Below are 24,221 nucleotides of genomic sequence, written 5' to 3'. Positions count from 1 at the left end.
GCATGCTTTCAGGCGTGTCCGTAGGTGAAGCAGTCGAGACCGAACCCCGCCGCCGCCCGTCCCGGGCCGTCCGCTTCGGATTGACCCTGGTCGCGGTCCTGGCGTTGCTGTTCGGCGTGCCCTGGTGGACGCTGTTCGGCTCCGGCAACGACTGGCCCACCGGCGTCTTCGTGACCGGCACGGTGGTCGTCGCGCTGGTGGCGGTCGCGTTCCCGGTGCTGATGTTCCTGGGCCACGGGCGCAACCATCGCGACGTTCCCGCGGTCATCGCCGACACCACGCTCGGCGTCGTCTGGGTCCTGTTCGTCCAGTCCCTCATCGGCCAGGTGCTCGCCCTGCTCCTCTGGGCCGCCGGCGTCGGCGACCCGGCTCGCCACCGCATCGCCACGGCGGTGGTCGCTGTGGTCTCGGTGGTCCTGCTCGCTTGGGGGTACGCGGAAGCGAGGCGCGTCCCGCGGGTCCGCCGGGTCGACGTGACCCTGCCGCGGCTGGGCGCCGGCCTCGACGGCCTGCGGCTGGTGCTGCTCACCGACACCCACTACGGCCCGATCGAGCGGTCCCGCTGGTCGCAGAAGGTGACCGAGGTGGTGAACACCCTCGACGCGGACGTGGTCGCGCACACCGGCGACATCGCCGACGGCGAGGTGGCCCAGCGCCGTTCGCAGGCGGCCCCGCTGGCCGACATCCGCGCCACCATGGCCCGGGTCTACGTGACCGGCAACCACGAGTACTTCAGCGGCGCCCAGCGCTGGGTCGAACACATGGCCTCGCTCGGCTGGGAGGCCCTGCACAACCGCCACGTCGAGGTCACCCGGGGCGGCGACACCCTGGTCATCGCCGGTGTCGACGACCGCACCGCCGCCGGCTCGGGCGTGCCCGGCCACCACGCCGACCACGAGGCCGCCCTGGCCGGCGCCGACCCGTCCCACCCCGTCCTGCTGCTGGCCCACCAGCCCGCTCAGATCGCCGGCGCGGTGGCGCACGGCGTGGACCTCCAGATCTCCGGCCACACCCACGGCGGCCAGATGTGGCCCTTCCACTACCTGGTCCGCCTCGACCAGCCGGTCCTGCAGGGCTTGTCCCGCCATTCCGGCCGCACCCAGCTCTACACCAGCCGGGGCACCGGCTTCTGGGGCCCGCCGTTCCGCATCTTCGCACCCAGCGAGATCACCCTCCTCACCCTGCATGCCGCCTGACCTGCGCCTCCTCCCGGGCTATGCGCTGGGCGGCGTCCTCGACCCGGCACCCGTCGCCTCCGCCCCGCCGGGTGGGGCCGGGGGCGACGACGCGTACTGGATGCGGCGGGCGCTGCTCCGCGCGATGGAAGCCGAGGGCCGGGCCAGCCCCAACCCCACGGTCGGCGCGGTGATCGTCAAGGACGGGGTGCTGATTGCCGAGGGCGCGACCGAGCCGTACGGCGGCCGCCACGCGGAACGCTGCGCCATCGACAGCGTCGCCGACCGGGCGATCCTGCGCGGCGCGACCATCTACACGACCCTCGAGCCGTGCGCCCACTGGGGAAAGCAGCCACCCTGCGCCGACCTGGTCGCCTCGTGCGGTTTCGCGCGCTGCGTCTCCGCCCTCCGCGACCCCGACCCGCGCGTCGCCGGCGTCGGCCTCGACCGCATCCGCGCCGCCGGCACCGAGGTCGCCTTCGGCCCGCTCCGCGACGAGATCCAGGCCTGGCACCTGCCCTACCTCACCCAGCGCCTGACCGGACGGCCGCTGATCTCCGCCCTGGGCCCGGCCACGACCCCGCACCCCTACCGCGACCGGCTACGCCACCAGTGCGACATCCTGATCACCGCCCTCCCTGCGCCACCGGCCTCCGGCCTCCCCGCAGCGACGCCGCCGGCTTCGGGCTTCCCCACGGCCGCTCAGCCCCGCTCCGGCCTTCCCGCAGCGAAGCCGCTGGCTTCGGGCTTCCCCACGGCCGCCCAGCCCCGCTCCGGCCTTCCCGCAGCGAAGCCGCTGGCTTCGGGCTTCCCCACGGCCGCCCAGCCCCGCTCCGGCCTCCCCGCAGCGACGCCGCCGGCTTCGGGCGTTTCCGGGGCCGCGCCGCCCGTTCCCGGCGTTCCTGTGGGGGCGTCGCCGGCGGCCGGGACCTGGCGTGGCGTCATCTGGTGGGACCCGGACGGCCGTACCGCGCAGCTGAACTCGGCCGAAACCCGCCGGCTCAGTGCGCACGCCCAAGCCCTGGGCGTTCCGGTGATCCTCGTCGGTCCACATCCCGCCGACCTGCCGAACGTCGCGCACGTCGTGCGGCCGGCCGGGCCGGCGGCCTCCTGGCTTCGGGCGTATTCGGCGAGCGCCGAGCTGGCCGCGGCTGTCGGCGAGCAGCCCAACTGGCTGCTGATCGACGACTGCCCCGAGCTGGCCGTCGGTGACGCCCTCGAGGTGTTCCACGCCTTCGACCGCTCGCCACCGCCGTCCGGTGATCTGGTCGAGATCACGCGGGACGAGCTGATCGCCGAGTACTGCGCGAAGGAGCTCCTGTCCGTGCTCGCCGGCACACCTTGGTGACCGTCGAGGGCGCCACGTCGTGGCTCAGCGGATCAGCGCGTCAATGATGGTGCGTCCGGGTGGAACATGCGGCGGTACGCGGTCGGCGAGGTGCCGATCGCGGCCGTGAGGTGCTGGCGCATCGAGGCGGCGCTTCCGAAACCGGCTTCGGTGGCGACGCTGTCCATGGCCAGGTCCGTGGTTTCGAGCAGGCGCCGCGCGAGCTCCACCCGCTGGCGGGTCAGCCACTGGCCGGGCGTCAGGCCCACCTCGGCGCGGAAGCGACGGGAGAACGTGCGCACGCTCGTCCGCGCGTGCCGGGCCATCTCGGTGAGGGTGACGGGGCGGTGCAGGTTTTCCAGAACCCACTGGCGGGTCGGTGAGGTGGCCGAGTCGGCCGGCGCCGGAACGGGGCGGTCGATGAACTGGGCCTGGCCGCCCTCGCGCCAGGGCGGCACGACGCACTGGCGGGCGACCCGGTTGGCGACGTCGCTGCCGTGGTCGCGGCGCACCAGATGCAGGCACAAGTCGATGCCGGAGGCCACGCCGGCCGCCGTGAGCAGATCCCCGTCGTCGGTGAACAGCACGTCCGCGTTCACCCTGGTGGTGGGGAAGGTCCGCTGGAAATGGTCGGCGTTGTTCCAGTGGGTGGTCGCGGGACGGCCCTGGAGAAGCCCGGCCGCGGCCAGCACGTAGGAGGCCGTGCAGATGGACACGATCCGAGCGCCCGGCCGCAGCCGCTCGAGCGCGGCCTCGAGGCCGTCCGGTAGCCAGTCGCGGCTGCCCGCCGGCTCACACACGAACGGTGGCAGCACGAGCGTGTCCGCCGTGTCGAGCGCTTCCGCGCCGTGCTCGACGGCGACGGCGAAGTCGGCACTGGTTCGCACGGGCCGGCCGTCGAGGCTGCAGGTGATCACCTCGTACAACGGCCGTCCTGGCCCGTCAGCGGCGGTCCCGAAGATCCGGACCGGGATGCTGAGCTCGAACGGGTACACGCCGTCGAGCGCCAGAACCACCACACGATGCATGGCCAGATCCTGACACATGATGGCCTGACGGCCACTCGAAAGCCGGCGTCGCCTGCCACACAGTGGATCGCGCACAGGTCAAAAGCAGAGAGGCTTGCGGATGTACGCGATCGAGCAGCACCGCTTCGGCGGACCGGAAGTCCTCACCCTGGTGGACGTCGACCGTCCCGAGCCCGGACCGGCCGAGGTGCTGGTCCGCGTCCACGCCGCCGGTGTCAATCCCACCGACTTCTGGCACCGGGCCACCGGCGGGCTGGCCGGCCGCCCCGTACGGCTCGGCTGGGATCTTTCCGGCGTGGTGGAGGCCGCCGGAGTGGGCGCGGCCCTGTTCCGGCCCGGCGACGAGGTGTTCGGGGTGCCCCGGCATCCGCAGCCCGCCGGCACGTACGCGGAATACGTCACCGTGCCGTCGCGGCACCTCGTCCGGAAACCGGCCGGTCTGTCCCACGTACAGGCGGCCGGTCTCGGTCTCGCCGGCTTGACCGCCTGGCAGGCACTCGTCGACGTCGCCGCCGTCAGCGCCGGCCAGCGGGTGTTGATTCACGGCGCGGCCGGGGGCGTCGGCCACCTGGCCGTACAGATCGCCAAGGCGCGCGGCGCGTACGTGATCGGCACGGCCCGGGCCGCCAAGCACGCCTTCATCAGATCCCTTGGCGTCGACGAACCCGTCGACTACCGCACCACGGACTTCGCCGACCACCTCCACGATCTGGACGTGGTGCTCGACCCCATCGGCGGCGAGTACGGGCCGCGGTCCCTGCGCACCCTCCGCCCGGGCGGCATCCTGGTCGCCCTGGCCTCGCCGGCCGAGGCCTACCTGGAGGAGGTGGGCGCCCAGCAGGCCAAACGAGCCCGCTTCATGATCGTCGAGGCGGACGCCGCCGGCATGACGTCCCTGGCCACCCTGGCCGACACCGGCCGCCTCCGGGTCGAGGTGGCTTCGGTGCTGCCCTTGAAAGACGCCGCCGAAGCCCACCGCCTCGGCGAACAAGGCCACCTGACGGGCAAAATAGTTCTCACACCCTGACACACAGGCCGGAATCTCCCGGTGAGCTCGCGAATGGACGGTGACCGCCGCGCTTGGTCGTTCTGCCGCATTCAGTGCCGGGTCGAGGCGAGCGTCCAGTTCGGCGGTCATGGCCGCGACCGCCGCCTGCGAGTCGACGGCGGCCGGCAGTTGCTGGACAGCGTCCCGGCAAGCCGGCATAGCGCGCCATTCGCCCGTAACGCCCTCGTACGTCCGGCCGCCTGGTGGCCAGCGGTCACGACGATCGCAGGTCTGGGGTCTCCGAGCCTGCCCAGCACGAACTGAGCGGGCGGCCCGCGAGGGACCGTCAGTGGGGGAGGGAGCCGCCGGCCAGGACTATGACGACGCCGGCGGTGGCGGCCGCCAGCAAGGTGAGGACGGGGCCCCGGCGCAGGAGCAGGGTCAGGACGGCGGCGCCGGCCAGGACGGCGTACTGCCAGGGCTCGGTGAGGGCTCGGATCAGCGGGACCGTCGAGCCGAGGATGGCGCCGATGGCGGCCGGGGCCGCGCCGTCGAGGAAGGCGCGGACGCGGGGGTTGGCGCGTAGCTGGTCGAAGCGGTGGGCGCCCAGCAGGATGAAGGCGAACGACGGGCCGAACGCCACGGCCGCGGCCAGCAGGCCGCCGGTCAGGCCGGCGGCGGCGTAGCCGACCACCGCGACCGTGTGGACGACCGGGCCGGGGGTGATCTGGCCGAGGGCCACGGCGTTCAGGAACTCGGCGTCGGTCATCCAGTGGTAGTGGTCGACGGCGTCGGCCTGCATGAGCGGGATGATGACGAAACCGCCGCCGTACGACAGGGCGCCCACCTTGAGGGCCACCCAGGCCAGGGAGAGCAGCACGCCGCCGCCGAGCCCGGTCGCGGCCAGCAGGGTGAGCGAGTGCGGCGGCCGGCCGGCCCGCGGCGCCGGGCTCGCGTCTCGGGGGCGCTGGGCCAGGACCTCGATGACGCCGCAGGCGATGAGCAGCAGGACCAGCCACGGGCCGACGGTGGCCGCGGCGGCGGCGCCCAGAAGCAGGTAGGCAGCCCAGCGGCGGCGGCTGCTCTGCACGGCGGCGCGCTTCCAGCCCGGTGGCATCAACGCGGTGCCGGCCTGGGCGGCGACCGCGGCCACGGCGGCGCCCGCGCCGGCGCCGGCGGCCACCACCCAGGTCGGTGGGTTGCCCAGGAACAGGGCGGACAGGGCCAGGATGGCGATCAGGCCGGGCAGGATGAAGGCGGCGCCGCCGACCAGAGCGCCGGGGCGGCCCCGCACGCGCCAGGCGCAGAAGATGGCCAGCTGGGTCGAGGCGGGGCCGGGCAGCAGGTTGCAGGCGGCGATGGCGTCCTCGAACTCCTGCGCGGTCAGCCACCGGCGCTCGTCCACGCAGAGCTTGCGGAGCAGGGCGATGTGGGTGGGCGGGCCGCCGAAGCCGACGCAGCCGATGCGGCCCCACTCGCGCAGGACCGTCGTCAGGGACGCCCGGTGCATTCAGGTGCCGGCCGGCTGGAAGAGCTCGACCGGGTTGCCGGCCGGGTCGTCCAGGACGATCTGCCGGCCGCCGGGGCCGCTGACCACGTCACTGCGGAAGACCACGCCGTCGGCGCGCAGCCGGGTCACCTCGGCGTCGATGTCGTCGACCAGCAGATGGATGCGGTTCCAGCCGCCCGGTGCCGGCTTCCGGCCGTCCGGCATGGCGCGGCCGGCCGAGCTGGCCGGGCCGGAGAGCAGCAGGCGCAGGTTGCCGCGCAGCACGTCGGCGAAGGCGGGCGGGAACGTGGTGTTCACGGTGAAGCCGAGGTGACCGGTGTAGAAGTCGATCGCGGCCTGAACGTCGTCCACCAGGTAGCGGACGTGCACTGTCGAGTCGGTCATGACGCCTCCTCGCGTCGTGATGAGCGAGCGATGGTGTGCCGGAGGAAGGTGATGCGGGACGTGAGCTCGTCGGCGACGAGTTCGAAGTCGGGGAGACCGGCGGGCTCGGGCATGCTCCAGTGGGCGCGGCGAGCGGGGCCGGGGAACTCGGGGCAGACCTCCTTGACCCGGTCGCACAGGGTGATGACGAAGTCGAAACGTTCGCCGGTGAACTCGCCGAGATGTTTGGGGCGGGCCGCGGACAGGTCGAGGCCGCGGGCGGCCATGACGGTCACGGCGTGCGGGTGGATCGGTTTGGGGCGGCTGCCGGCGCTGTACGCCTCGACGGCGCCCCCGGTGTGATGCCGGAGCAGGGCCTCGGCCATCTGGGAGCGCGCGCTGTTACCCGTGCACAGGAACAGGACCCGCCCGGAGCCGGCGGGCGGGGTGGGCGGCGGCGTCAGCGACAGCGCCGGGTGAAGGGCGGCCCCGGCGCCGGCCAGCAGGGCCGAGCACCGGGTCAGGTCGAGCGAGTAGTACGTGTCGCGGCCGTCGGCGCTGCTGCGCCGGGCGGTCACCAGGGCCGCCCGGCGCAGCTTGCCCAGGTGGTACGACACCAGGTTCTGCGGCTGGCCGAGCCGCGCCGTCAGCTCGCGCACGGCCAGGTCGCCGCCCGCCAGTTCGCTCAGCAGCCGCCACCGCACGGGATGACCGGCGGCGAGGAGGAACGAGGGCGGCGTCACGCCCGCAGATTACATCAAATCAATTTGATGCAATAGCGCTGGCCGAGCCGACCAGCTGGAAGATGGTCACGCCGGGACCCTGGTAGAAGACCTTCCAGTCGGACGAGGCGCGCAGGGCCGTCTCCAGCGACTGCGCCGCGTTGTCCGGCTCGGTGCCGAAGTAGTCGGTGTAGTCGTCCATGGCGTCGCTGACCACCAGGTAGTTCGTCTTGTAGTTCATCGCCCGGATGTACTGCTCGATGTCCGGCAGCCGCTCGCCGCTGATGCTGTTGGTGAACAGCGGGTCGCCGACCAGCGAGATGTCGACCGACACGTGGCCCTTGTTGAACGAGCCGTAATTTCCCTCGAGCTTTGTCGGGAAGTTCGGGGCGAGAAGGATCAGGCCCGAGTCCGGTTCGGCGTGCTCGTAGAAGTAGTCCGCCGCCACGATGTCCGTCGCCCGTACCTGATGCACGTAAAGCTGCCCCTGAAGCCCCTGGAGCCCGGCCAGCAACAGTGCCGCCATCAGCAGGCCCGACAGGATCATGGCCGGGACGCCGCGCCGGCCCTTCCCCGCCCAGAGCAGGCCGACCAGCAGACCCACGAAGGGCAGCGAGAACGCGAAGACCCGGTAGATCGCCTCGCCGCCGTAGTTGCCGCCGGCCAGCGTGGCCATCGGGGCGAAGCCGAGAACGACCGGGATGAGGACGCGGCCGACCTTCTTGCGGGTGAGGAAGACCGCCAGCAGCGCCGCCGCCCACAGGCCGATGGCCAGGACGCGGGACACCAGCGCCGAGAACTCCTGCTCGGGCGTGCCCCAGTTCTGCGCGTTGCCGCCGGCGTTGGACAGGAAGTCGAGGCTGAACAGCGTGTACTCGCTCGCCACAGAGACCAGGCGGGGGCCGATGAAGACGACCGCGATGGCGATCAGGCCGATCGTGAACAGGCGCGGGCGCACGATGCCGAGCACGGTCAGGATGATCACCGGGATCATCATCACGACCGGGGTGAGCTGGTGGGACACCACGATCGCGCCGTACAGGCCGGCCGCGCCGAGGCCGGCCCAGAGCCGGGTGCGCTTGTCGGTCGCCATCGCGTCCGGCATGCCCCGGACGAGCCAGCGGCGCAGCCGGTCGACGCGGCCCGTGGGCTCGCCGTCGAACGTCGGCACCACGATCAGCCAGCGGACCACGATCAGGAAGAAGGCCAGCATGAGCGGGAAGACGAAGGCCTGGGGCGAGAAGTAGCCGATGTCCACCCACATCGTGGCCTGGAAGAGGAACACCCCGACCGCGATGATGCGGCGGTCGCGGGTGAACTGGCGCAGCAGCGCGGCCGTGATGACCGAGGTGACCAGCGCGAAGAACAGCGAGGACCAGGCCGAGAAGGAGATCGCGTCGACGCCGGAGACGTGCGAGATCATCGCGACCACGGCGAAGAAGCCGGGCCACTGCTGGTAGATGTCGCTGCCGCTGATCAGGTGGCCGTTGTCGCGGATCAGGTCGACGACGCCGATGTGCTTGTAGGTCCAGGCGTACTCGGTCGTCCCGTCGAGCAGCGGCACCGTGGCCTGCATGATGACCGGGATGATGACCAGATGGGCGGCCATGACGTACGGGCGGGCCCGGCCGAACAGTTCGACAGCGAAACCGAGCAGCAGCAGCACCGCGCCGATCACGAAGGGCACGCCCAGGGCGGCCGTGAACCCGTACAGCCCGACCTGGTCCGGTTGAAGCGCGACCAGCGCCAGGATCCAGAGGCCGAGCCCGGCGGCCATGGTGAAGAACGGCAGCGCACCCAGCACTTGGCCGTTGTCGACGCGCTCGATCGGCGTGCCGGCGCCGCTGGGCGGGACCGAGCGAAGGCGGAAGTACTGAACGGCCGACCCGATGAGCGAGGCTCCGGCGAGAACACCGAGCCAGACGTACGGCTGCCAGACGTGCAGCCAGAGCGGGACCACCGCGACGAAGGTCGTGACCGCGAGGCTGCCGGCCATCGACAGCGCCCAGGAGATGAGGCGGCCGCGCGTGTTCGCGACCGACATGATCGCGGCGCCGGGGCCGAGCAGGACGAAGAGCACGAGCAGCGCGACCGCGGCGGGACCGCCGGCCGCCAGGCCGAGCAGGCCGATCGCCGACGCGATCATGCCGGCCGCCGCGAACTCGCGCCGGTGGTCGGTTCCGGCGCCGGCGTCGATGGTGGTCGTGCGCTCCAGCACCCGGTCCGCCGGGCCGCCGGTGGTGATCACCGGGGCGGGCAGCATGCGGGTCTCCGACTGGTCGCCGGGACTGAGCGGGATGCGTACCGTCCGCTCGCCGACCTCCAGCCGGGTGGTGGCGTCCTGGTCGACGGAAGTGATCACCGTGGTGGTGTCGACGTCCGGCTGGTCCGAGCGCGGTTGCATTACTTTCGGGCCTCCGTGTGTTTCGTGGCGGCGCGCCGTCCCCTGAAGTACGCCCGGGGCCCCGCGAGCATGCCGCGGCGGTTGGCCGAGAGAAGCTCCCGGGGGAAATCGTCGCGCAGCGTGGCCGTCCGCGGGGTGTCCTTGCCGGTCATGTCCCGCAGCGCGTGCGGTGCGAGCCGCAGCAGCGGGAAGATCAGGCCGGGACGCTTCACGAGCAGGCTGGTGTACGCGGCCACGAGCCCCGTGCCGTATCCGACCATCTGCTTCTGGAGCCCCTGGTAGTCGCGGCGGTGGTAGTGCCGGGTGACCGCCGACGGCTGGTACACGATCGTGCCGCCGCTGAGCAGCACCTGGGTGAAGGCCAGGGTGTCCTCGGAGCCCATGGCCGGCGAACCGGCGCCGAGCGCGGTGTCCCACATGCCGATCCGCTCGATCACGCCGGGCCGGAAGGTCATGTTGGCGCCGGTGGCGAACGGCGGCAGCGGGTAGAGCGGGCTCTGCCGGTGTGCGGTGTGCGGGCCGAAGGTGTCGGGCGTGAAGCCGCGGCCCTTGCTGTGCCCGCCGAACTGCTCGAACCAGATCTGGGCCCGGGTCTCCAGCTCGGCCGGGACGATCACGCCGGAGATCACGTCGGCCTCGGGGTGGTCGTGCAGGGCGCGGGCGATCTCGGCCAGCCAGTTCTCGTCGGCCACCTCGTCGTCGTCGATCCAGGCCAGGATCTGCCCGGGCGCGGCCTTGGTGGCGGCGTTGCGGGCGTACGACAGACCGGCCCGCGGCTCCCGCAGGTAGTCGACCGGGCCGCGCCGGGCGGCCGCCCGGACCACCTTCTCGGTGGCGTCGGTGACCGGCGCGTTGTCGACCACGAGGACGCGGAAGCCCGGGTAGTTCTGGGCGAGCAGGCTGTCCAGGCACTGCGCGAGCATCTCGGGGTGCTCGCGCGTGCAGATCACGACCGTGATGTGCGGCGCCGTCGCCAGGATCCGCCGGCGGGAGGCGAGGAATTCCTCGCCGCGGGCGCGCTCGATCTCGCCGGCCAGCTCGGCCTCGATGGCGGCCGTCAAGGCGGCCGGGTCAAGACCTTCCTCCGGTACGTCGACGAGCACGGTGCCCAGCGGTTCCGTGTGCAGGCGGACCAGCACCCAGGCCTGCTCGGCCCGGCGGCCGTCGGGCTGGACGGCCGGCACGGCGGGCAGCGCCGTGGCCAGGTCGACGTCGAGGACGACGGCGGGGAGGGTGGCGGTGCTCATCGGGCGGGCTCCAGCTCGGCCTGGGGGCGCCGCTTGGCGGCGACCGTCTCGACGGCGCCGCCCCAACCGGCGGCCACGACACCGGCGACGATGCCGCCGGCGCGCAGGAACCCGCCGGTGCCGAGGTTGCGCAGCACGGCTTTCGGCAGGGACCACAGGTAGGACCGTTCGGCGCCGAGCGTCTCGCCGCCGTCGTGCAGTCCGGCCATCTGCACCTTGCCGCGCCCCTCGGCGTAGCAGCGGTGCACGAAGAAGGTGAAGGTCGAGCGCTGGGCCGGGACCTCGTGGCGGATCACGGCCCCCGGGACGTACATCCAGTGGCCGCCGTCGAGCGCGCTCATCCGCAGGCAGAGCTCGGTGTCCTCGGGGCGGTTGCGGTCGCCCAGCTTGCCGAACCCGACCCGGAAGCCGCCGACGGCGTCGAAGACCGAGCGGCGTACGACCATGCTGGCCGACCAGACGTTGCGGATGGGGGAGGTGACGGTGGGCATGCCCGCGTACGAGCCGCCGACCGCCCACAGGAACTCGTCGGGCATCCACCGCGGGCGCTCGTGCTCCCAGGCCGGCTCGATGCCGCCGCCGGTGCCGACGACCCGCGGGTCGGCGAACGGCGCGATCAGGTTCTCCAGCCAGTCGGGCTGGGCGGTGATGTCGTCGTCCATGAAGGCGACCAGCTCGGTGGTGGCGTGGAAGGCGCCGGTGTTGCGGTTGCCGGAGACACCCTTCGCGTACGCGTTCTCGAGCACCGTCACGCCGGGCAGGTCCCGCTGAACGCGGCGGAACAGCTCGGGGTTGTGGTCGACGACCACGATCACCTCGGCCGGCTCGAACCGTTGCGACCGGGCGCAGGCGATGGTCCGGACGAGGGAGGGCCAGCGTTGTTCGGTGTGCGTCGGTATGACGATCGACGTGGCGGGAAGGGGGGAAGGCACGGGAGCGTCTCCTGGGTCAGTCTTCGAGAACGGGGGTCTGCTTGATCTCCGCGCTGACCGCGCCGGCCTCGCGCCGGAGGGCGGGAGTGCTGTGCTGGTGGACGATCACGCCGTCCCGGCGGCGCAGGCCCTTGCCGGTGGAGACGCGCATCCGGCCGTACTCGCTGAAGATGGTCCGCAGGACGCGGAAACCGTCCCGGAAGGTGTTGAGATTGGTCTCGCCGTGGATGCGGCGGTGCTCGATGCTGCCGACCTCGCCGACCTTCATGCCGTCGACGGCGGCCCGGATGTTGATCATCGTCTCGATCTCGAACCCGTCGCCCCACAGCTTCGTGCCGTCGGTCGGCCGCGGCAGCCGGATGTCGGGGAGGTCCAGCACCGGTACGACGCTGCGCCAGAACGCGTTGTAGCCGTAGCAGAGGTCGGTGAACTTCGTGCCGAACAGGACGTTCACCACCAGGTTGAGCCCGTCGTTGCCGAGCTTGCGCAGCTTGGTGATGTCGTGGCTGAAGCCGCCGTGGTTGAAGCGCGAGCCCTTCACGAAGTCGGCGCCGGCCACCAGCTTGGCCACGAACAGCGGGATCTCGGCCGGATCGGTCGAGCCGTCGGCGTCGATCATCACGATGATGTCGCCCGTGCAGGCGGCGAAGCCGCAGGCGAGCGCGTTGCCCTTGCCGGTACGCGTCTGGTGCACCACCACCACGTCGGGCCGCAGCTCGCGAGCCACCGCGACCGTGCGGTCGACCGAGCCGCCGTCGACCAGGACCACCTCCGTGATGTCCGCCGGAAGCTTCGCGAACACGTGCGGCAGGTTGCGCTCCTCGTTCAGCGTCGGGATGACAACGCTCACGGTCGGTGATGTACGACCGTCACCCTTCGTATTGCTGACGGAGGACGAAATATCCATGTCGGTCCCTTCCGAGGGTGGCGGTGGCGGCAAGAGGCATAAGGTTCTCGCCTCTGTCGCACCACCGTAGCAAGCAGCTACAAAGCGTCAACTAGAAGAAAAGACAGTGCTATTACGGCTCTCTGTGTGGACGCTGTGAGGGAACTAGGTGCAATGAATACGCTCCGGCAACACCGGCCGATTCTCGTCCCATTGTTACCGTGAGTAATGGACGGTCGAGCCCCGCTGGGTACGGACCGTGTAAAACGGGCGTACTTCGCGGAAGCCCTCGGATCGCCCAGCGGGGTCGGTAATAAAAATTTCGGAATACATCGCGTGAAGCTGGTCACCGCATGGCGACATCACTGTCCGTGAAGGCTTGGTTGCGAGTCGGTTGCCGAGGTTCCGACACGGCGCCCCGGCAACCACGGGTGAGCGGATGATCCGGGTACTGTCCCGTAGGTTCCGAGCGCGATTACTTGTGGTGAGGCGATGAGCACTGATGAAGCCCTCTGTGTCTGCGGGCATCCGCGGCGGGCGCACGAGCACTATCGCCCCGGGGCCGAGTGCGCGCTCTGCGAGGCGGCGTCCTGCCCGCGTTTCCGCCGTGTGACGTGGTGGCGCCGGCTGCTCGGCCAGGGCTGAGCCGGTGCCTCGGAGGTGCGAATGCCTACTAGATCTGTAGGCTAAGTCTCACTTGCGACCCGCACGTGGGGAGAGACTGCCATGCCGCTGCCCGATTTTTTGATCGCCGGGGTGCCCAAGGCGGGAACGACAGCGTTGCACGCCGCCCTCGTTCAGCACCCGGAGCTGTTCCTGCCCGCGGTCAAGGAGCCGAAGTTCTTCCTCTCCGACGGGCCGCCGCCCACCACGGGCGGCCCCGGCGACGTCCAGACCTACCAGGAGCACGTCTGGCGCCAGGAGGAGTACGAGGCCCTGTTCGCTCCCGCGCCGGCGACCGCCAGGCTCGGCGAGGCGACGCCCTTCTACCTGTACGACCTGAAAGCGCACGAACGCATCAAGGCGCTCATTCCGTCGGCGCGGCTGATCGTCCTGCTGCGCGACCCGGTCGACCGCGCCCACTCGAACTGGACGCACCTCTGGAACGCGGGCCTCGAGCCCGAGGCCGACTTCGTCACCGCGTGCCGGGCCGAGGAGTCCCGCAAGGCGGCCGGCTGGGCCGGCTTCTGGCACTACGTCAGCCTCGGCAAGTACGGCGAGCAGGTGCGCCACCTCTACGAGCACTTCCCGCGTGAGCAAGTGCTGCTGATGCGCTACCGCGAGCTCAAGGACGACCCGGCCGCCGCGCTGGACCGGGTCTGCTCGTTCCTCGGCGTCGCCACCGGCGTGCTGACCTCCATCCCGCGCGAGAACGTCAACCGGCACGTGGTCGAGGACGACGACGTGAACCGGATCCTGCGCTATCTTCTGCGCACCGGCGGAACCTTCGGGCATCGCTTCCCGGTGCCGCTGCGGCTCGCCGCCCGGGGGCCGCTGCTCACGCTGCTGCACCGCAAGAAGGGAACCCGGCCGGTGACCACCCCGCACGAGCGGGCCGCTCTGCTGCCGTTGTTCGCCGACGACATCGCACTGCTCAGTGAGGTGACGGGGGAGAAGTACGACGACTGGCTGTCAGTCGGCCGACACGCGAACGCCGAATCCCCCTAATCTTGATAGATGATGCATACTTGCTCTGCCCGCTCGCGCCGAAGGAGTCGCCTTGACCACCGGAATCTCGATGCTGCCCCTGCCCCGCTGGGACGACTCCACCGTGGTGGTCGAGCCTCCGGGTGAGGAACCCGGCGCCTGGGCCGGAGCGCCCAGCTCGATCGTGGTCGGCGGGCGGTTCTACCTCGCCTACCGGCTGCGCCTGCCGATCGGCGAGGGCCGCGGCATCGCCAACGTGGTCGCCGCCTCCGACGACGGGATCACCTTCACGCCGGTCGTCGAGGTGACCAAGGAGCAGTTCGGGGCCGAGTCGCTCGAGCGGCCCGCCATCGTGCACACCCCGGACGGCCGCTGGCGGCTCTACGTCAGCGCCGCCACCCCCGGGACCAAGCACTGGCGGGTCGAGCTGCTCGAGGCCGGCACCCTGGCCGGTCTGGCCGCGGCGACGCCACGCACGGTCCTGGCCGGCGACGACACGGTGGGCGTCAAGGACCCGGTGCTGCACCACGACGAGCACGGCTGGCACCTGTGGGCGTCCGTGCACCCGCTGGAGAGCTGGGACGACGCCGACCGGATGACCACGGAGTACGCGACCAGCCCCGACGGCGTGCACTGGACCTGGCGCGGCACGGCGCTGGCGGGCCGGCCGGGACAGTGGGACGCCCGGGGTGTGCGGGTCTCCTCGGTGCAGGTCGTGGGCGACGAGATCACCGTCGCCTACGACGGGCGGGCCACCGCCGGCGAGAACTGGGAGGAGCGCACCGGCGTGGCGCGGGGCAGGCGCCGGGCCGACGGCAGCTTCGGCGAGCTCACGGCCGAGGACCGCGAGCCGCTGGGCAGCCCGCACGAGCCCCACGGCCTGCGCTACCTGAGCCTGGTCACGCTGCCGGACGGCCGCCAGCGCGTCTACTACGAGGCCACCCGGGCCGACGGGGCCCACGACCTTCGTACCGAATTGTTCTGATGTGGTGAGAGCGTGATCACGATCCACGGGGTCCGTCCCCTCGGATCGATCTTGATGCTCTACCTTCGTGAGTGACGCCAGGTGTGCGCGGTAAACGGCCGCACCGTCGATGTCGGGGCCGCCCCCACAAGGGGCGGCTTCGGCATTTTCCGGCCACTGCACCCGTACGGCAACCAAGGTTTTCCTGTCCTGGACCCGGACCCCGCCGATGGGGCCCACCGCTCGGCACCCTCCGACGGTTCAGGAGAGATCAGTGGTTCTGGCAACGGCCTCGAAACAACAGTTCATCGAGTCGGGATGCGACGTCACCGACCCCCGGATCCTGGTCGCGGACGACGACGAGGACATCCGCGAGATCGTCGTGATGAAGCTCGTGGCCGCCGGCTACAACGTCATCACCACCGACAACGGCAGCAGCGCCCTGCACCTGGTCCAGGCCGAACAGCCCGACATGGTGATCCTGGACGTGGCGATGCCCGGCATGGACGGCCTCAGCGTCTGCTACGAGCTGCACTCGAAGGCGGCCACCGCGCAGATCCCGGTCCTGATGATGAGCGGCCGCGACCGCCCCCTCGACATCGACCTGGGCCTCACCGTGGGCGCCGACGACTACCTGGTCAAGCCCTTCAACCCGGCCGAGCTGGTCCGCCGGGTGCGCTGGCTGCTCATGGCCAACGCGGACTGAGCGCCCGCAGGAACGCGGTCAGCGCCTGCCGGTACGGCTCGACGGTGGTGAGGTCCGCGTACTCGCTCGGACCGTGCTGCCCGTCGCCACCCGGCCCGAAGATCACCGCGTCGATCCCCCGCGCGTAGTAGAAGCGGCCGTCGGCCGCGCCGTGCTTGCGCAGCAGCGTCCCCGGGAACCCGGCGTCCCGGACGACCTGCCGCAGCAGCCGGACGTCCTCACTACCGGGATCGGCGCGGTGCGGCGCCCCGAGCGCCCGCACCTCGGCCTCGATCCCGGTGACCGCGCGCAGGTGCTCGGCCACCTGCTCCCGTGTCCGGAGGTTGAAGTCGGCGTCCTCCGGCGGGAAACGGATGTCGACCCAGGCCTCGGCGTCGGCCGGCACCTGGTTGACGGCCTGGTTGCCGGTCTCGATCCGGGCCACGTTCGCCGTCGTACGCCAAGCCTCCGCCACCGGTGACGGATAGCGTTCCAGCAGCCGCCGCACCCCTTCCACCACGGCCAGGACGGCGTTGTCACCCAGCCAGGGGTACGCGGCGTGCGCGGCCCGGCCGGTCGCCCGGAGCCGCACGTGGGCCAGCCCCTTCGACTCGGTGACGACCTCGAGCCGGCTCTGCTCACCGATCACCACGAACCCCGCCCGTACCCCCGCCTCGACCTGATGCCCGGTGCCGTCGAACCCGCCCACCTCCTCGTCGGTGACGAGCTGAAGACCGATCGGGTACGGAACCTCGCGCGCGACCTCGCGGAACACGGCCGCCATCACGACCGCCGCGAGCTTCATGTCCTGAGCACCCCGCCCGTACAGCCGCTCGCCCTCGCGCCTCGGCCGGAACTGCTCGTCGGCGCCCGGCACCACGTCGAGGTGGGCGTTGAGCACGACCCGGAAAGGCCCGCTCGAACCTTCGGTACGCACCAGCGCGCTCGGTTTGCCGTTCGACGTGAACCGCTCGACCGCGAACCCCGAGCCGGCCACGCCGAGCACCAGGTCGAGCGCCCGCCCCAGGTCCGCCGGCCGGTCGGCGGTCGACCGCACGGCGATGAGCTCGGCCGCCAGGTCCACGAGGTCTTCCATGGCCCCTATCCTGCCCCTACTGATGGCGGCCCGGATGACCGTGGAAGAGCGGGCAGCGGCCGTCGCCGTGCTCGGCGGCGCACAGCGGCATCGGGTTGATCTCGGAGGCGGTCAGCGACCACCGCACCCACCAGCCGGTGCCGCCGACCTGCTGGGCCAGGCCGGCGTGCGGGCCCGGATGAGGATGTTCCAGCTCGCAGTGCAGCACCGGGTCGAGGCCGTGGCCCGGCGGTGGCAGCCGGTTCAGCCAGCCCACCTGGGCGTGGTCGAGCTCGATCCGGGCCGGGCAGCGGCTCGCGTCGGCGGCGGCCAGGCTGGTCACATAGGTGCCGGCGCCCTTGCGGGAGGCGACCAGGCCCTCGGTGCGCAGCAGGCGCAGGGCGCTCTGGATGGTCGCGCGGGCCACCTGGTGCTCGGAGGCCAGGACGTGCTCGGACGGCAGCTTCCCGCCCACCGGCAGGTGGCCGGTGACGATCTCGTGGCGGATCTCGGCGGCGATCTGCTGATACGGCGCGAGGATGTCGACGGTCGGCATTACTGGACTCTGCGTTGACTGGTCAGGTGCGGACAAGTACGCAGGCGCGTTCCGGTTGCGCGATCCGGACAACCATCGGGTCAGCGGCGGTGAGCCGCGCATCACGCGTTTCAGAAGGTGAAAAGACGAGGTGAGGGGTGGCACAGTAACGCGGTCGTGGCGTTTTCGTCCTCCGTGCGACGGGTACCGCCGACCAAAGATCAGTGGGGATGGTGGGGTGAAGATGCGGACGCTGGGCGGGCGCTATCAGCTCGTGCGACGGATCGGCGTCGGCGGCATGTCCGAGGTGTGGCGCGGACACGACCAGGTGCTCGACCGGCCCGTCGCGGTGAAGATCATGGCTCCGGCCGTCGAGGGAACCCTCGGCCAGGTGGGCGTCGACCTGGTGCGCACCGAGGCCCGCTCGGCGGCCCGGCTGGCACACCCGAACGTGGCCGGCGTGCACGACTTCGGCACGTCACCCGCCGTGGGCGAGGGGCGCGACGTCCCGTACATCATCATGGAACTGGTCGAAGGCCAGACGCTCGGCGCGCACATCGCCGCCGGCCCGATCGACTGGCGCATCGGGGTGCGCATCTGCGCCGAGGTGGCGGCCGCGCTGGCCGCCGCCCACGCCGAGAAGGTGGTGCACCGCGACATCAAGCCCGGCAACGTCATGCTGACCCCCGCCGGCGCGAAGGTCCTCGACTTCGGCATCGCGGCCGCGGTGGGCAGCCACGACCCCGACCCGGACGGCCCGGTCATGGGAACCCCCGCCTACGTGGCCCCCGAACGCTTCGAGGGCTGCCCGGCCACGCCGGCGTCGGACATGTTCGCCCTGGGCGTGCTGCTCTACCTGTGCATAGCCGGCCACCTGCCGTGGCGGGCCGACACCCCGACGGAACTGATACACGCCCAGCGCTACAACGACCCCATCCCCCTGCCCGAGGCCGACGGCCTGCCCCAGGAGGTGGTCGACCTCTGCTCCCGCTGCCTCGACCGCGACCCGGACCACCGCCCGACCGCCCTGGTGGCGGCCCTGCTGCTGGCCGAGGCCGTCGACGCCCGCGTCTACGTACCCATGCAGGACCTGGAGCCGTCCCCGGCCCGCCCCCGAGTCTCCCCGTGGGACACCCAGGCCGCCGAGGCCCCCACCTCAGTGGCCGTCCCCATGGACGAGGAACGAGCCGGCCGCCACCGCGCCGACTAGCCCAGCCGTGCGTCAGTCGAGATGGTCGGCCGGGCTGGTCTGCAGGAGCCATGCCAGGGGCATCTTGGCGCGTTCGGCGTATGTGGCGTCAGCGGAGAGTTGGTACAGCGTCACGGTGTGAGCGTCGTCGCGATCGACGACCCAGTACTGAGGTATGCCGGCGATGGCGTATTCGCGGCGCTTGGTGACCTCGTCCATCGCCTCCGAGCCGGGCGAGACGATCTCGATGACGAGGAGCAGGTCGGTGACCGCCAGCCAGACCGCTCGTGGTGGCGGCTTGTCCCAGACGCTGAGGTCGGGGATCCGCCCACCGTCCTGTCCGGTTCCTGGAACGCGGACACCCGCGACCTGGAGAATCTGTTCAGGCGGCCAGCCCGCCACGAGTAGCCAGGCAAAGAGCCGACTGGCGATCTGCGCGTGCTCTGAGTCCGCGGGCGGCATGACGGACAGCACTCCCTCGGGGCTGGTCTCGTATCGGTGACCGTTCGGATCCGCGGCGTTCATCGCCGCCAGGTCGTCGAGCGTCACCATGGCGGGCATGTGCATGCCGACGGTCTCCGCGCTCATGTGCCTATCGTACGAGACCAGCGTCCGTTGTTCTGGGTCAGCCGCTGCGGGGGACTACCACGACGGGGAGGCGGGCTCGGCGGATGAGGCGGGTGGAGACGCCGCCCAGGAGGACTCGGCGGGCGGGGCCGTAGCCTCGGGAGCCGCAGAAGAGGACGTCCACCTCGGTCAGGGTGGCCAGCTTTTCGACCACGTCGCCGGACTCGACGCGCCAGTCGGTGTGGGCGTGGGGTACGGACTCGGCGGCTCGGGACAGGGACAACTCGTACGTTTCGCGGGCCGTGTCGAGGAAGGCCCGCTCGGCGTCGTCGCCCACGAGGAACGGCAGGGACGCGTCGGCCTCGGCCACCACCGTGTAGAGACGCAGTTCGGCGCCCGTTCGGGTGGCCATCAGGGCCGCCTCCTCCAGGGCGCGGCGGCCGTCGGGGGTGTCCACGTAGGCCACGCCTATGCGGCCGAGCTTGCCCAGTGGGGTGGCCAGGCCGGCCGGGGCCACCGCGACCGGGCAGAGCGTGCCGGCCAGCAGGCGTTCGGCGGTGCTGCCGCCCGCGCCCACCACCAGCACCGAGGCCGCCTCCTGTTCGGCCAGGTCGTGCAGGCCGTGTGCGGCCGACGAGGACGCGATCAGGCGGTAGTCGACCTCCGTCGTCGTGCCCTCGAGGGCGGTGCGGGCTCCGTCGAGCACCCGGGTGGCCGCCCGGTGCCGGTCGGCCACCCACTCCGCGTCGACGCGGCCCGAGCCCAGGGCGGCCGGGGCCGGGTGCACCACGGCCACGATCAGGGGGACGCCCAGCGTCTGCGCCGTCCAGCTCGCCAGGGCCAGCGCGGCGGCGCCGGACTCGCCGCCGTCGTATCCGGTGACGACGGGGCCGGTCATCTCGGGCCTCCCTCGCCGGGGCCGGAGCCGGAGTCAGGGCCGGAGCCGGAGTCAGGGCCGGAGTCGGAGTCAGGGCCGGAGTCGGAGTCGGAGTGCTGGTCGCGGGCCCAGCCGGGTGTGGCGCGCGCCTCGGTGCGCAGGCGGGAGTTGCGGTAGCCGTACAGCCAATAGATGACCATGCCGATGGCGAGCCAGACGATGAACCGGATCCAGGTGTCCACGGGCAGGTCGGTCATCAGGTAGACGGCGAACGCGATGCCGAGCAGCGGCAGCACCGGCGACCACGGCACCCGGTAGGGGCGCGGCATGTCGGGGCGGGTCCGGCGCAGGACGATCACGCCGATGTTGACCAGGACGAAGGCGAACAGGGTGCCGATGTTGACCAGCTTGACGATCTCGCTGAGCGGGACCAGCGCGGCCAGGATCGCGATCAGCACGCCGAGCACGATGGTGAGCCGGGCCGGTGTGCCGTACCGCTGGTTGACCTGGGCCAGGCGCTGGGGGAGCAGGCCGTCGCGGCACATGGCGAAGAAGATGCGGGTCTGCCCGTACATGATGACCAGGACCACGCTGGTGATGGCGACGACTGCGCCCAGCGCGAGCACGGCCGCGGCCCAGCTGATGCCGGCGCCCTGGTCGAGGGCGGCGGCCAGCGGGGCGTCGCTCTCCTTCATCTGGTCGGGGGAGGCGATGCCGAGCGCGCCGACCGCGGTCAGCACGTAGAACAGCGTGCAGATCAGCAGCGAGCCGATGATGGCCAGCGGCAGGTCGCGTTCCGGCTTGCGGGCTTCCTCACTGCCGGTGGAGACCGCGTCGAAGCCGATGTACGCGAAGAAGATGACCGCCGCCGCCGATGTCACCCCGTCCACGCCCTCGGGGGCGAACGGCTGGAAGTTGCCGGTGCCGAAGTTGGCGAAGGCGACGACGATGAAGAACAGCAGCACGGTCAGCTTGATGACGACCATCACCAGGTTGACCCGCGCGCTCTCGGTGACGCCGCGGACCAGCAGCAGGGTGATGGCCAGGACCACGAACACGGCCGGCAGGTTGAAGACGCCGCCGTCCTCGGGGGACTTGGCGATCGCGTCCGGCAGGGCGACGCCGAACGCGGAGTCGAGGAAGGCGTTGAGGTTGCCGCCCCAGCCGACCGCGATGGCCGCGACCGACACCCCGTACTCCAGGATCAGGTCCCAGCCGATGATCCAGGCGACCAGTTCGCCCAGGGTGGCGTAGGTGTACGTGTACGCGCTGCCGGCCACCGGGATCGACGAGGCCAGCTCCGCGTAGGACAGCGCGGAGAACGTGCAGGCGACCGCGGCGAGCACGAAGGACAGGATGACCGCCGGTCCGGCGATCCCCGCCCCCTCGCCGATCACCACGAAGATGCCGGTGCCGATGATCGCGCCGACACCCATGGCGGTCAGTTGTGTCGCGCCGACCGCTTTTTTGAGTCCGTGGCCCTCCTCCGCCGTCTCGGTGATCAGGGAGCGTACGTCTCTGACCGCGAAGATGCCCGGCCGTCCCGAAGTCGTCGCCATACCGCGTTCACCTCCCGTTATCGCTATCCGCCGATGTAACGATGTGCCTACTGACTGTGGTCCGCAACTCAAGGACACGCACCGGGTGTCCGCTGTGGTGCCGGAAACACGCGGCAGCCTGCGAGGGTCCGTTCCCCCGGGGTACGGTGTGGCCACGGGAAAGAGAGGTTCTCTGCCATGGGCGAGGCGGTCATGACGACGCGGCGGCAGGCGGACGGCGCGATCGTCGTCGACGTCCGTGGCACCCTCGACGCGGCCACCGTCGGCGCCCTCCGCGAGATCCTGCTCGGCACCCTGCAGCGCGAGCGGCCGGTCACCCTGGTGGTCGACCTGACCTTCGTCACCTTCATGGACTCGCAGGGCATCGGTACCCTCGTCACCGGCCACAACGCGGCCCGCGAGGTCGGCACCCGGTTCATCCTCCGCAACCCGAGCGAGTTCGTGCACCGCCAGTTGCGCGTCACCGGCCTGACCGAGATGTTCGGCCTGCCCCCTTCTTCCTCACCGACGCAGACCTATACGCCCTGAGCGTTTAAAGTGCGTTCATGGAGCGCTCGGCCGGCCGTGAACCCGACTGGCTGAGCATGCCCGCGGCCGCCGGCCGCTGGCACGACCTCGACGTCAAGGCGCCGCAGCTCGGCGCCGTGCTCGCCGTGCGGGTCTGGGCGCCCGCCCAGGACACCGATCGCGTACTGGTCGTCCACGACGGGCCCGACTACGACCGGCACGCCGGGCTGGGCCGCTACGTCGCCTCCTCGATCACGGCCGGGCGGATCCCGCCCTGCCGGCTCGTCCTGCTGCCCGCCGGCGACCGCCTCGAGTGGTACGCGGCGTCACCCGCGTACGCCCGCAGCCTGGCCACCGAGATCCTGCCCCAGGTGGCCGACGGCCCGGTGGTGGGCATCGGCGCCAGCCTGGGCGCGCTGGCCATGCTGCACTGCCAGCGGCGCCATCCGCCGGCGTTCACGGGGCTATTCCTGCAGTCCGGCAGCTTCTTCCAGCCCCGGTTCGACAAGCAGGAGTCCGGTTTCGCGCGCTGGCTGCGGATCGTCCGGTTCACCGGGCGGGTGCTGCGGGCCTCCGGCGGGCCGGCGACGCCGGTGCCGGTGGCGATGACCTGCGGGCGCGGCGAGGAGAACCTGGCCAACAACCGCAGCATGGCCGCGGCGCTGCGATCGCAGGATTATCCGGTCGCGTTCGCGGAAAACGAAGGTGGTCATGATTGGCCCGCGTGGCGGGACGCCCTGGATCCGCACCTCACCGCACTGCTGAACGGGCTTGAGAGGAGCCGCAGTGGCTGACGTCGAGCACACCATCGGACTGTTGCTGGGAACCGAGGACGACTGGCCGCGCGCCTACGAGGCGCTGCTGCGGCGGATCGGCACTATCACCGGGCCGGACGGCAAGACGCACCGGGTCAACGCGGAGCGGGTCACGATCGAGCCGTTCAACCTGCGCTACGAGCCGCGGCACGAGCTGGTGATCGACCGGCTCGCGTACTGGTACTACCACCCGCGCGAGTGGCTCAAGAAGATCGCGCTGATGGACGACGTGTACCTGCTGAACAGCCCGTTCACCTTCCAGTCGATGGAGAAGCACGCGGCGTACTGCGCGATGATGCGGCTCGGCCTCAAAGTGCCGGAGACGGTCCTGGTGCCGTACAAAAACCCTTTGGACAACAGCCGGTACGCGTACACGGCCGCCCGCTACAACCAGCCCTTCGACCTGGACCGTACGGCCGAGCAGGTCGGCTATCCGCTCTACATGAAGCCGTACGACGGTGGCGCCTGGGTCGGCGTCTCCAAGATCCGCAACCCGGACGAGCTGCACGCCGCCTACGACGCGTCGGGGGAGCGGCTCATGCACCTGCAGTCCTCGGTCGAGGGGTACGACGTGTTCGCGCGCTCGCTGAGCATCGGCCCCGAGACGATGGTGATGAAGTTCCGGCCCGACCAGCCGATGCACGCCCGCTACGAGGTCGACCACAGCTTCCTCTCGGCCGAGGTCGGCGACGAGGTGGTGACCATCTCGCGGCTGGTCAACGCGTTCTTCCGCTGGGAGTTCAACTCCTGCGAGACTTTGGTACGCGGTACCGATGCGCACCCGATCGACTACGCCAACGCCTGCCCCGACGTGGCGATCACCTCGCTGCACTACTACTTCCCGTGGGCGATGGCCGCCCTGGCCCGCTGGACCACCTACTGCGTCGTCACGGGTCGCCGCCCCCGGCTCGACACCGACACCGCCGCCTATTTCGAGATCTCCGACGACGATTCCCTGTCGTACGCCGAGAAACTGGGCGAATATCGACGGCTCGCCGACGCGTACTTCGAGGTCGACCGCTACCAGGACTTCTGCGCGGCCTATCTGGGGCACGTGGACGAGATCGTCAACGACTGGGTCTCGTCCGAGGAGTTCCGGTCGCTGCTGCGCGAGACGGTCCGCGCCACCTATCCGGTGCACGAGCACGAGAGGTTCCTCGCACACTTCGGGGGCCTGATCGACGCCTGGCAGCGCGATCATGTCGTACCCCCGGCCTAA

The 24,221-nt window shown here is 71.2% G+C and carries 24 protein-coding genes; 11 read left to right on the top strand and 13 right to left on the bottom strand.

Annotated features, from left to right (window positions below):
- Positions 1-14 precede the first annotated feature (14 nt).
- A complete protein-coding gene (locus AB0C26_RS27670) occupies positions 15-1,196 on the top strand; it encodes a metallophosphoesterase (RefSeq protein WP_360253374.1) in 1,182 nt (393 codons plus the stop codon).
- The gene (locus AB0C26_RS27665; protein ID WP_360253372.1) at positions 1,186-2,523 is read left to right on the top strand and encodes a hypothetical protein; all 1,338 of its coding nucleotides are present in this window, start codon (positions 1,186-1,188) and stop codon (positions 2,521-2,523) included. The genes AB0C26_RS27670 and AB0C26_RS27665 overlap by 11 nt, the downstream gene beginning before the upstream one ends.
- Positions 2,524-2,555: 32 nt before the next feature.
- Here AB0C26_RS27665 and AB0C26_RS27660 read toward each other — a convergent pair whose 3' ends face one another.
- Positions 2,556-3,530 carry a helix-turn-helix domain-containing protein gene (locus tag AB0C26_RS27660; protein ID WP_360253370.1) on the bottom strand — a complete coding sequence of 325 codons (975 nt, stop codon included), beginning with the start codon at positions 3,528-3,530 and terminating at the stop codon, positions 2,556-2,558.
- 100 nt (positions 3,531-3,630) lie between these two features.
- On the opposite strand from AB0C26_RS27660, the gene AB0C26_RS27655 reads away from it, so the two are divergent.
- The gene (locus AB0C26_RS27655) at positions 3,631-4,557 is read left to right on the top strand and encodes an NADP-dependent oxidoreductase (protein ID WP_360254018.1); all 927 of its coding nucleotides are present in this window, start codon (positions 3,631-3,633) and stop codon (positions 4,555-4,557) included.
- Positions 4,558-4,864: 307 nt separating this feature from the next.
- On the opposite strand, the gene chrA is transcribed toward AB0C26_RS27655, so the two are convergent.
- From chrA to AB0C26_RS27620, 7 genes are read right to left on the bottom strand one after another with little or no spacing between them, the layout of a single operon-like run.
- Positions 4,865-6,028, bottom strand: coding sequence for a chromate efflux transporter (gene chrA / locus AB0C26_RS27650; RefSeq protein WP_360253368.1), 1,164 nt, complete (start codon positions 6,026-6,028; stop codon positions 4,865-4,867).
- The gene (locus AB0C26_RS27645; RefSeq protein ID WP_360253366.1) at positions 6,029-6,412 is read right to left on the bottom strand and encodes a VOC family protein; all 384 of its coding nucleotides are present in this window, start codon (positions 6,410-6,412) and stop codon (positions 6,029-6,031) included.
- A complete protein-coding gene (locus AB0C26_RS27640) occupies positions 6,409-7,134 on the bottom strand; it encodes a MarR family transcriptional regulator (protein WP_360253364.1) in 726 nt (241 codons plus the stop codon). Before AB0C26_RS27640 ends, AB0C26_RS27645 begins: the two co-directional genes overlap by 4 nt.
- Positions 7,135-7,153: 19 nt before the next feature.
- The gene (locus AB0C26_RS27635; RefSeq protein WP_360253362.1) at positions 7,154-9,517 is read right to left on the bottom strand and encodes a hypothetical protein; all 2,364 of its coding nucleotides are present in this window, start codon (positions 9,515-9,517) and stop codon (positions 7,154-7,156) included.
- On the bottom strand, positions 9,517-10,764 hold the full coding sequence (locus tag AB0C26_RS27630) for a glycosyltransferase family 2 protein (protein WP_360253360.1): 1,248 nt from the start codon (positions 10,762-10,764) through the stop codon (positions 9,517-9,519). The genes AB0C26_RS27635 and AB0C26_RS27630 overlap by 1 nt, the downstream gene beginning before the upstream one ends.
- On the bottom strand, positions 10,761-11,696 hold the full coding sequence (locus AB0C26_RS27625) for a glycosyltransferase family 2 protein (RefSeq protein ID WP_360253358.1): 936 nt from the start codon (positions 11,694-11,696) through the stop codon (positions 10,761-10,763). Before AB0C26_RS27625 ends, AB0C26_RS27630 begins: the two co-directional genes overlap by 4 nt.
- Before the next feature lie 16 nt (positions 11,697-11,712).
- Positions 11,713-12,546 carry a glycosyltransferase family 2 protein gene (locus AB0C26_RS27620; RefSeq protein WP_360253356.1) on the bottom strand — a complete coding sequence of 278 codons (834 nt, stop codon included), beginning with the start codon at positions 12,544-12,546 and terminating at the stop codon, positions 11,713-11,715.
- Between the two features lie 528 nt (positions 12,547-13,074).
- Here AB0C26_RS27620 and AB0C26_RS27615 point away from each other — a divergent pair.
- From AB0C26_RS27615 to AB0C26_RS27600, 4 genes are all read left to right on the top strand, one after another.
- The gene (locus AB0C26_RS27615; RefSeq protein WP_360253353.1) at positions 13,075-13,227 is read left to right on the top strand and encodes a hypothetical protein; all 153 of its coding nucleotides are present in this window, start codon (positions 13,075-13,077) and stop codon (positions 13,225-13,227) included.
- Positions 13,228-13,308: 81 nt separating this feature from the next.
- A complete protein-coding gene (locus tag AB0C26_RS27610; protein ID WP_360253351.1) occupies positions 13,309-14,250 on the top strand; it encodes a sulfotransferase in 942 nt (313 codons plus the stop codon).
- 52 nt (positions 14,251-14,302) lie between these two features.
- Positions 14,303-15,214 carry a hypothetical protein gene (locus AB0C26_RS27605; protein ID WP_360253349.1) on the top strand — a complete coding sequence of 304 codons (912 nt, stop codon included), beginning with the start codon at positions 14,303-14,305 and terminating at the stop codon, positions 15,212-15,214.
- Positions 15,215-15,467: 253 nt separating this feature from the next.
- Positions 15,468-15,899 carry a response regulator gene (locus AB0C26_RS27600; protein WP_360253347.1) on the top strand — a complete coding sequence of 144 codons (432 nt, stop codon included), beginning with the start codon at positions 15,468-15,470 and terminating at the stop codon, positions 15,897-15,899.
- On the opposite strand, the gene AB0C26_RS27595 is transcribed toward AB0C26_RS27600, so the two are convergent.
- Together AB0C26_RS27595 and AB0C26_RS27590 are read right to left on the bottom strand one after the other, a co-directional pair.
- Positions 15,880-16,974 (bottom strand): M20/M25/M40 family metallo-hydrolase, encoded by a 1,095-nt coding sequence (locus AB0C26_RS27595; RefSeq protein ID WP_360253345.1) that lies wholly within the window; start codon positions 16,972-16,974, stop codon positions 15,880-15,882. The two genes, AB0C26_RS27600 and AB0C26_RS27595, sit on opposite strands and share 20 nt — an antisense overlap.
- Before the next feature lie 16 nt (positions 16,975-16,990).
- Positions 16,991-17,509, bottom strand: coding sequence for a winged helix-turn-helix domain-containing protein (locus tag AB0C26_RS27590; RefSeq protein WP_360253343.1), 519 nt, complete (start codon positions 17,507-17,509; stop codon positions 16,991-16,993).
- Between the two features lie 223 nt (positions 17,510-17,732).
- On the opposite strand from AB0C26_RS27590, the gene AB0C26_RS27585 reads away from it, so the two are divergent.
- The gene (locus AB0C26_RS27585; protein ID WP_360254016.1) at positions 17,733-18,698 is read left to right on the top strand and encodes a serine/threonine-protein kinase; all 966 of its coding nucleotides are present in this window, start codon (positions 17,733-17,735) and stop codon (positions 18,696-18,698) included.
- Between the two features lie 12 nt (positions 18,699-18,710).
- Here AB0C26_RS27585 and AB0C26_RS27580 read toward each other — a convergent pair whose 3' ends face one another.
- The 3 genes from AB0C26_RS27580 to AB0C26_RS27570 are packed head-to-tail and all read right to left on the bottom strand — an operon-like array spanning position 18,711 to position 21,680.
- Complete coding sequence (locus AB0C26_RS27580) at positions 18,711-19,265, bottom strand: Uma2 family endonuclease (protein WP_360253341.1); 555 nt, start codon at positions 19,263-19,265, stop codon at positions 18,711-18,713.
- Between the two features lie 37 nt (positions 19,266-19,302).
- Positions 19,303-20,142, bottom strand: coding sequence for a universal stress protein (locus tag AB0C26_RS27575; protein ID WP_360253339.1), 840 nt, complete (start codon positions 20,140-20,142; stop codon positions 19,303-19,305).
- Positions 20,139-21,680: an amino acid permease gene (locus tag AB0C26_RS27570; protein ID WP_360253337.1), complete on the bottom strand. Its 1,542-nt coding sequence runs from the start codon at positions 21,678-21,680 to the stop codon at positions 20,139-20,141. Before AB0C26_RS27570 ends, AB0C26_RS27575 begins: the two co-directional genes overlap by 4 nt.
- Positions 21,681-21,857: 177 nt before the next feature.
- On the opposite strand from AB0C26_RS27570, the gene AB0C26_RS27565 reads away from it, so the two are divergent.
- Genes AB0C26_RS27565 through AB0C26_RS27555 form a run of 3 tightly spaced genes read left to right on the top strand, consistent with a single transcriptional unit; the run spans position 21,858 to position 24,221 of the window.
- Positions 21,858-22,208, top strand: coding sequence for an STAS domain-containing protein (locus AB0C26_RS27565; protein ID WP_360253335.1), 351 nt, complete (start codon positions 21,858-21,860; stop codon positions 22,206-22,208).
- 17 nt (positions 22,209-22,225) lie between these two features.
- Complete coding sequence (locus tag AB0C26_RS27560) at positions 22,226-22,981, top strand: alpha/beta hydrolase-fold protein (RefSeq protein ID WP_360253333.1); 756 nt, start codon at positions 22,226-22,228, stop codon at positions 22,979-22,981.
- The gene (locus tag AB0C26_RS27555; RefSeq protein WP_360253331.1) at positions 22,974-24,221 is read left to right on the top strand and encodes a hypothetical protein; all 1,248 of its coding nucleotides are present in this window, start codon (positions 22,974-22,976) and stop codon (positions 24,219-24,221) included. The genes AB0C26_RS27560 and AB0C26_RS27555 overlap by 8 nt, the downstream gene beginning before the upstream one ends.

The sequence above is a fragment of the Actinoplanes sp. NPDC048796 genome (genome assembly GCF_040650035.1).
Classification (GTDB): domain Bacteria; phylum Actinomycetota; class Actinomycetes; order Mycobacteriales; family Micromonosporaceae; genus Actinoplanes.
The sequence above is the reverse complement of the archived record's forward strand: the minus strand, read 5'-3'. Positions and strand labels throughout refer to the sequence as shown.